Here is an 8,114-nt window from a genome sequence, read left to right as displayed (position 1 = left end):
CGCTGGACGGTTGCATCCATAGAGCTGGCGTTATTATGAGAGGTTATATCTATACTCGTTCCCGCCGGGACAGTTGCCCCCGATGGGATACCTGCACCGTCGCGCTGGACGGTTGCATCCATAGAGCCGGCGTTATTATGAGGGGTTATATCTATACTCGTTCCCGCCGGGACAGTTGCCCCCGATGGGATACCTGCACCGTCGCGCTGGACGGTTGCATCCATAGAGCTGGCGTTATTATGAGAGGTTATATCTATACTCGTTCCAGGGGAAACGTTAGCCCCAGATGTTGAACCCGACCAGGAGGGAGTTACCCCTGTATTAATATAACCGGAATCTGCGTATGAACCTGATGATAATATTGATAAAATTACTAAAGATAATACTTTTACTGAGTGTTTGTTTAAATATTTCATGTTTTAATTTCCGTTAATATCCATATTAATCCGGGCGAATTATAACGTGTGGATGATATTTAATATATAAATTTAAACATCCTAAATATTAATTTTCTGGCGCTTGTCATTTGTTTTTTGAATATCATAAATTTTATGAATGTATTGGTGGTATATAATCACCATCAATTATATATCGATTTTTTACATCCAGGGAAACCTGAGCAATAATACGATTGCAGGTCTTTTATTATTATGGAGAATAAAGAAGAGATTAATCTCGCGCGAAAGGGCGCAACGAAAAGTCTGCGCCCGGATTTCAGCATGGTGTCAAACGGGGTAAAAAGACCTTTTTTCGTCATCAGGCATAAGATCGATCTGCAGCATACCCAGCATACTGTTAGCGATTTCCCGCTCACCCATCACCACGCGATCCGCACCGCGCTCCATGATATAGGTGACTTCGTCATCATAATGCGCACGGGCAATGATCTCGATATTGGGCCGTTTGGTACGTGCCGATGCGACGATTTCACCGGCTTCATAACCGTTGGGAATGGTCACCAGCAGCCAGCGGGCGCAGTCGAGACGCGCAAGATCCATCACTTCCTGATTGGCGGCGTTGCCCAGCACGGTGCTGATCCCCTGATCGCGTAGCGCTTCGACGCGTGGACGCGAATTTTCAATCACCACCAGTGGAATACCGGCGGCCTGAAGTTTCTCGCCGAGCAGGCTGCCGACACGACCATAACCGACCAGCAGCGCATGATTGCACAAATCGAACGGGATTTGCTTCTCGTCTTCCACAGCTTCTTCGATGCTCTGATCTTCGATGGTTTCGGTTTTCGCCAGATACTTTTCAAGCAGCGTGAACAGCAGCGGGTTAAACATAATCGACAGAATGGCCCCCGCCAGTACCAGATTGCGGCCATGTTCAGACAGTAAACCCAGCGAAATCCCAAGGCCTGCGAGAATAAAGGCGAATTCACCAATTTGCGCCAGACTGACAGAAATTGTCAGCGCGGTGCGTTTGGAATGTCCGAACATTTTCACCAGCAGGAAGGCTGCAATCGATTTACCGAACATGATAATCGCCAACGTGGCGATCACGGTAAGCGGCTCGCGAACCAGAATCATCGGGTCGAACAACATGCCTACCGACACGAAGAACAGCACCGCAAATGCATCACGCAGCGGCAGTGTGTCATGGGCGGCACGCTGGCTGAGTTCGGATTCATTGAGCACCATACCCGCGAAGAATGCACCGAGAGCGAATGACACATCAAAGAATTCCACTGCGCCGTAGGCGATGCCCAGCGCCAGCGCCAGTACCGAGAGTGTAAACAGTTCGCGTGATCCGGTACTGGCAGTTTTCGCGAGGATCCACGGCACCATGCGGCGGCCTACCACCATCATCAGCACCATAAACGCAATCACTTTACCGATAGTCACCGCCAATCCTGTCAGCAGTTCAACCGGGCTGGAGTGATGGCTTTCGAGCATGCCGCTGAACGCGGGCAGCAGAACCAGCGTCAGCACCATCACCAGATCTTCCACAATCAGCCAGCCGATGGCGATTTGCCCGCGCTGGCTTTCAATCAGTTGCCGTTCTTCCAGCGCCCGCAGCAACACCACAGTACTGGCGGTGGACAGGCACAGTCCGAACACCAGTCCGGTGGCCAGATCCCAGCCCATCAGGCGTGATAATCCCATTCCAAGCAGCGTCGCTACCGCGATTTGCGCCACAGCGCCGGGAATGGCTATCGATTTTACAGCGAGTAAATCTTTCAGAGAAAAATGCAAACCGACGCCAAACATCAGCAGGATGACACCAATTTCTGCCAGCTCCGGAGCCAGCGAAGTGTCGGCAACGAAGCCCGGTGTAAACGGGCCAGCCAGCACGCCGGCAGTGAGATAGCCCACCAGGGGGGAAATTCGCAGGCGGTTGGCGAGCATTCCTAACAGGAACGCCAGAACCAGACCGCCAACGATGGTAGTGATGAGAGGTGTAGAATGATGCATTCAGACTCCTTCTGGTATACATAAGGCAAATGTGTTGCAGATTGTGTCTAAGTGTATGGTAAAAATCGGTTACGCAGAGAGAAATTCAGATTTTTTCGCGGGAAATCCCCCACAGGCAATGAAAAAAATGCCAACGAACGATTTAAATGGGTTTTATGCGAAAGATATCAAGAGAGACAGGAGGTTTGATGCCACCGGTAACGAAGTACCGGCGGCGGCAAGAGGCAAACTCAGGCTTGTTTACGTTCAATATTCGGCAGGAATGCTGTCAGGATCCCCAGCAACGGCAGGAAGGCACAAATCTGATACACCAGTTCGATGCTGGTTTTATCCGCCACATAGCCGAGAACCGCGGCGCCAAGCCCGCCCATACCGAAGGCCAGACCGAAGAACAGTCCGGACACCATGCCGACTTTTCCCGGCATCAGCTCCTGTGCGAAAACCAGAATCGCCGAAAATGCCGAGGCGAGGATCACACCGATAATTACACTCAATACGCTGGTCCACATCAGACTCGCGTGTGGCAAAAGTAGCGTAAATGGCGCAACGCCAAGAATCGAAGCCCAGATGACGTATTTGCGCCCAATCCTATCGCCCACCGGGCCGCCGATAATGGTGCCCGCTGCCACAGCAAACAGAAAAATAAACAGATGAACCTGCGCGTTTTGCACAGATACACCAAATTTATGTATCAGGTAAAAGGTGTAATAGCTGCTCAGGCTGGTCAGGTAGAAATATTTCGAAAATATCAGGATCAGCAAAATACCCAGTGACCGCATCACCGTTTTACGTGGCAACCGGGCCACCGTGCTTTTCACCGGGCCGCGTGTTTTAGCGATCAGGTTTTGCTGGCGATACCATTTACTGATTTGCAGTAACACCACAATGCCGAGCAATGCCGCCAGTGAGAACCATGCCACGTTGCCTTTACCGTAAGGCGCGATAATCAGCGCTGCCAGCAACGGGCCCAGGGCAGCCCCGAAATTACCACCGACCTGGAACAGTGACTGCGCCAGCCCGTGACGACCGCCGGAAGCCATGCGTGCCACGCGCGAAGATTCAGGGTGGAAAACTGAAGAACCGGTCCCGACCAGCGCCGCAGCCAACAGCACGACAGGAAAACTCTGTGCTATCGCCAGCAGCAGCAGGCCGGAGAGCGTAAAGCCCATGCCGATTGGCAAAGAATAGGGCTGCGGATGTTTATCGGTGTAATAGCCAATCAGCGGTTGCAACAGCGATGCGGTGATCTGGTACGTCAGCGTGATCAGCCCGATCTGTGTGAAGCTCAGGGAAAACTCGTTTTGCAGCAACGGATAAATCGCCAGTATCAGCGACTGGATCATGTCATTAAGCAGGTGAGAAACGCTGATCGCCGCCAGAATAGAAAACGCAGTCTTTTTGACTGCGTTTTTCTGCGGGCTGACCGGCGTTGACGTCGTGTCTGTCATAGCGGAGGAAGCCTTCTTATTGTAGAGATGCAGAGTCCAGATCGTCAGCCGATTTTCGCGATCTCAGCAAACTGACCTTTTAGTAAGCGACAAAGATCGCTTGCCGCGAGTTCAATATCAAGACCGCGTTTACCGCCTGAAACATAAATGCTATTGAAGGTCTGCGCCGGGCTGTCGATGACCGTCGGTAGCAATTTTTTCTGCCCAAGGGGACTGATGCCACCGACCAGATAACCGGTAACACGTTGCGCAATCATAGGATCCGCCATATCGGCTTTTTTCGCCCCCAGCGCTTTCGCAACTTTCTTTAAATCCAGCTGGGATGCCACCGGCGTCACCGCTACGGCCAGATTTTTAGCATCGCCATTCAGTGAAACCAGCAGGGTTTTATAGACCTGACGGGCATCCAGGCCGAGTTTTTTAACGGCCTCATCGCCAAAATGGGTTTCATCGCTGCTGTGTTCATACGGGTGAAGGGTAAAGCTGACTTTATTCTTTTCCAGGAGTAATACGGCAGGGGTCATAGCCTGTCTCCTCAGTTTTATTTTTACGGTTTTGTTCGAAATTTCATCGTCTGTTCAATCTGATGAAATTTAACAATAAAGTGCGATTATTAAGCGAGAGAGAAATAGTAGAGTAAGGAATGGTTATTGCCAAGACCCAACACAGATTGATACCCTGTGGCCGCCGGTGCTGCGCCTGTAAAGGCTGGCACTGAAGCTATAACTAATAAAATGAAATTCCTCTTTGACTGGCCGGCCTTAAAAACCGGCCATTTTTTTAATCTTTCAGTAATTCCGGCAGGTTCCCTTCGCCATACAAATGCAGTGCGCCGACGGCGACGACATAATGCCCCGGCGGAAGATCCAGAAGCAGCTGTTTCCAGCGCAGATTACGCTGATTCATCAGGATATCGTACAAATCGCTGCTGAAGGTATTCGGCAAAGGCTCGGCAGCCAGTCCTGGTTTGGTATCCAGCCACCAGCTGATCATGGTTTGCAGCAAACGGGCATTGGTTTGCCAGTGTGTCAGGGTATCTTCCAGCAATGCGAGTCCGTCGTCCGGCAAGTGCTGCAATAATTCGAACTGTTCCTGCGGACCTTCCAGCTCAATGATTTTCTTTCCCTGCTTTTTAGCGATCTGCAACAGCTGATAATCAATGCCGTAATGTCCGCGCAGCCCGAGGCGCTGCGCCTGCGTAGCCTGCAACATCAGGGCGACCTGCCACGACGGCAGCGGGTTCAGCGTCCACATTGAGACACCCAGTTCTTCGCATAAACGTTCGACGTGCAGATATTGTGATTCAGGCAGGCGTTCGGCCAGCGGCGGAAATTCACCGGTCATGCTGAAAGGGGATTCTGTTGTGCTGATATCGGCTTCCACAATCAGCGCATCGGCTTTTTGCAGGCGACGCAACAATTTCGCCGGCAGCGGTTGCATATCTTGCGTGCCCATATGAATGCTGCCAACCAGATGCAGTGCGCGGTTGCCCGGAAGCTGAATATCAATGGCGGGATAAGAATACTCGACGGGAAACAGCCTGCGAAGCCTGCGGATCACCCGGTTTAAAAACTGCGCCATAGTGCATGGTCTCCCGAAAAAATGAGAGACCATGCTAACGTGTCAGCGTTTTAGCGAACAGGGGAAACGTCTTGTTTTTTCGGCTTAAAGTGCAACAGACGATTTGCATTAGCGACGACGGTAATTGATGACAGCGCCATTGCTGCGCCCGCGACTACCGGGCTGAGCAAGGTGCCGGTTAGTGGATAAAGCACACCGGCTGCAACCGGAATACCAATCACGTTATACACAAACGCGCCCAGCAGGTTCTGCTTCATATTACGCAGCGTCGCCTGTGACATCGCCAGTGCATCGGCGACACCGTTCAGGCTCGGACGCATCAGCGTAATGGCCGCCGTTTCGATCGCGACATCGCTGCCGCCACCCATCGCGATCCCGACATCTGCCTGTGCCAGTGCCGGTGCGTCATTAATACCGTCACCGATCATGGCGACCTGCTGGCCTCCGGCCTGCAATGCTTTAATGGCATCCGCTTTACCTTCCGGACGCACACCGGCAATCACTTTATCGATTCCCGCTTGTGCGGCAATTGCCTGAGCGGTACGCGGGTTATCGCCGGTCAGCATCACCAGTTGATACCCAAGCTGATGCAGACGTTGCAGGGCACTGACACTGTCTTCCCGTAATGGATCGCGCAGCGCAAACAGGGCTGCCAGTTTTCCGTCAACGGCAAGCAATACCGGTGTCGCGCCTTCACCTGCCATGCTTTCCAGCAGCGTATTGGCATCAGAAGTGTCGATGCCGTTTTCCTGCATCAGCGCCTGGTTACCTAATAATAACGCCGAATCTTCAGCATCACCGCGCAGGCCCAGACCACCCAATGTACGGAAATTCAACACATCAGGAACGGCCAGCCCTTCCGCTTTGTCAACGATCGCTTGTGCCAGCGGATGGTGCGATCCTTTTTCCAGCGCGGCCGCATAGCGCAGCGCCTGTTGTTCACGGGTGCCGCCAAAGGTATGGATATCGGTCACTTTGGGCTGGCCTTCTGTCAGCGTCCCGGTTTTATCAAATACCAGCGTGGTGAGGGTACTGGCTTTTTGCAGCGCATCGGCATCACGTACCAGTACGCCGAATTCTGCTGCACGGCCTACACCCGCCGTAACTGACATCGGCGTCGCTAATCCCAGTGCACAAGGGCAGGCAATAATCAGCACGGTAGTGACGATCACCAGTGTGTACATCAGTTGTGGCTGCGGGCCGAAGAAGTACCAGATTGCGCCGCTTAACAGGGCTATCAGCACCACCACGGGCACGAAGACAGAAGAAATTTTATCTGCCAGCTTACCGATTTCCGGTTTGCTGCTCTGAGCTTCGCGCACCAGTTTGATGATCCGCGACAGGGTGGTCTGGCTGCCGATGGCGTCAGCACGAAACAGCACGCTGCCGTCTTTGACCAGCGTCCCCGCATGGACTTTTTCACCCTGCGATTTCTGCTGAGGAATTGGCTCGCCGGTCAGCATGGCTTCATCCATCCAGGCTTCGCCGCTTTGAATCTCACCGTCAACCGGCACACGGTCACCGGTGGTCAGACGCAGCGTCATGCCTTGCTGTACTTCAGCCAGCGGCAGGTTTTTTTCGCCTTCTCCGGTGACGACCCGTGCGGTTGGCGGTGTCAGATCCAGTAAGCGTTCGAGCGCCTTGGATGAACGCTGACGTCCGCGTTGTTCCAGCGCATGACCGAGATTAATCAGGCCGATAATCATCACGCTGGCTTCATAGTAGAGATGGCGCGCCTGCATTGGAAACGCTTCCGGCCACAGGCTGACAGCAAAAGAGAATATCCAGGCCGCACCGGTACCCAGTGACACCAGCGTGTCCATATTGGCACTGCCGTGCATCAGGTTTTTCCAGGCACTGCGGTAGAAATGTCCGCCAGCGACAACCATGATCAGTAACGTCAGCAGGCCGACAATCAGCCAGCCGGTCTGATTGCTGCGGGTGACCATCATTTCACCGCCGAACAATCCCCATAACATCATAGGGATACCGGCAGCTAAGCCGACCGCCGCCTGCCAGCTGAAACGGATCATGCTTTGGCGTGAGGTTTGTTGCTGGCGCTCGCGGCGCTTGGTTTCGTCGATAATAATTTCAGCGCCGTAGCCGGCCCGTTCAACAGCGGCAATCAGCGCGTTTTGATCAGCATTGCCGCTGACCAGCGCACTGCGTTCCGCCAGGTTGACCCGCGCCCGTTCGACACCCCCCACGCCTTCCAGCGCCCGTTGCACTTTACTGACGCAACTGGCGCAGCTCATGCCGCTGAGCAACAACTGTACGCTGGCGTCTGCGGCTTGCGGGGCGTGAGTCTCAGCCGGAACGGGTGACACAGCCGCTGACAGGGGTTCCGGCAAAACACTCGCCTTATCGGTCAGCGGCTCAGATTTTGGGGATGCGTCTCCTGCTACCTGCGCTTCGTAACCGGCGCTGACCACTGCGTCGATCAGACTCTGGCTGCTTGCATTGCCTTCAACGATGGCTTTATCCAGAGAAACTTCAACGGCGGTCGTGCCTTCCACAGCTTCCAGCGCTTTACGCGTTGAAGCCACGCAGTGCCCGCAGGACAGGCCTTGCAGAGATAATACGGTGGTCGTCATGATTATTTTCCTTAGGTTAGCTTCACTCAGGACAAAGGATAAACCTTCCCGCAAGGTGAAGGTCAAGCCACGGT

General features: G+C 53.3%; 6 protein-coding genes. All 6 read right to left on the bottom strand.

Going from position 1 to position 8,114, the window contains the following annotated elements:
- Nucleotides 1-416: hypothetical protein (locus EVX52_RS25390; protein WP_205952720.1), on the bottom strand; the 416-nt coding region annotated here is incomplete at its 3' end.
- A gap of 309 nt (nt 417-725) precedes the next feature.
- The gene (ybaL, locus tag EVX52_RS24390; protein ID WP_129992296.1) at nt 726-2,417 is read right to left on the bottom strand and encodes a YbaL family putative K(+) efflux transporter; all 1,692 of its coding nucleotides are present in this window, start codon (nt 2,415-2,417) and stop codon (nt 726-728) included.
- 230 nt (nt 2,418-2,647) lie between these two features.
- The gene (locus EVX52_RS24385; RefSeq protein ID WP_129992295.1) at nt 2,648-3,865 is read right to left on the bottom strand and encodes an MFS transporter; all 1,218 of its coding nucleotides are present in this window, start codon (nt 3,863-3,865) and stop codon (nt 2,648-2,650) included.
- Nucleotides 3,866-3,909: 44 nt separating this feature from the next.
- Nucleotides 3,910-4,389: a Cys-tRNA(Pro)/Cys-tRNA(Cys) deacylase YbaK gene (gene ybaK / locus EVX52_RS24380; RefSeq protein WP_129992294.1), complete on the bottom strand. Its 480-nt coding sequence runs from the start codon at nt 4,387-4,389 to the stop codon at nt 3,910-3,912.
- Nucleotides 4,390-4,645: 256 nt separating this feature from the next.
- Nucleotides 4,646-5,446 carry a TraB/GumN family protein gene (locus EVX52_RS24375; RefSeq protein WP_129992293.1) on the bottom strand — a complete coding sequence of 267 codons (801 nt, stop codon included), beginning with the start codon at nt 5,444-5,446 and terminating at the stop codon, nt 4,646-4,648.
- A gap of 50 nt (nt 5,447-5,496) precedes the next feature.
- Complete coding sequence (copA, locus tag EVX52_RS24370; RefSeq protein ID WP_129992292.1) at nt 5,497-8,040, bottom strand: copper-exporting P-type ATPase CopA; 2,544 nt, start codon at nt 8,038-8,040, stop codon at nt 5,497-5,499.
- Between the last annotated feature and the right edge of the window lie 74 nt (nt 8,041-8,114).

Origin of the sequence: Rahnella sp. CFA14(1/10) (genome assembly GCF_004195095.1) — a bacterium.
Lineage (GTDB): Bacteria > Pseudomonadota > Gammaproteobacteria > Enterobacterales > Enterobacteriaceae > Rahnella > Rahnella perminowiae.
This window is presented reverse-complemented; position numbering and strand designations above follow the sequence as displayed.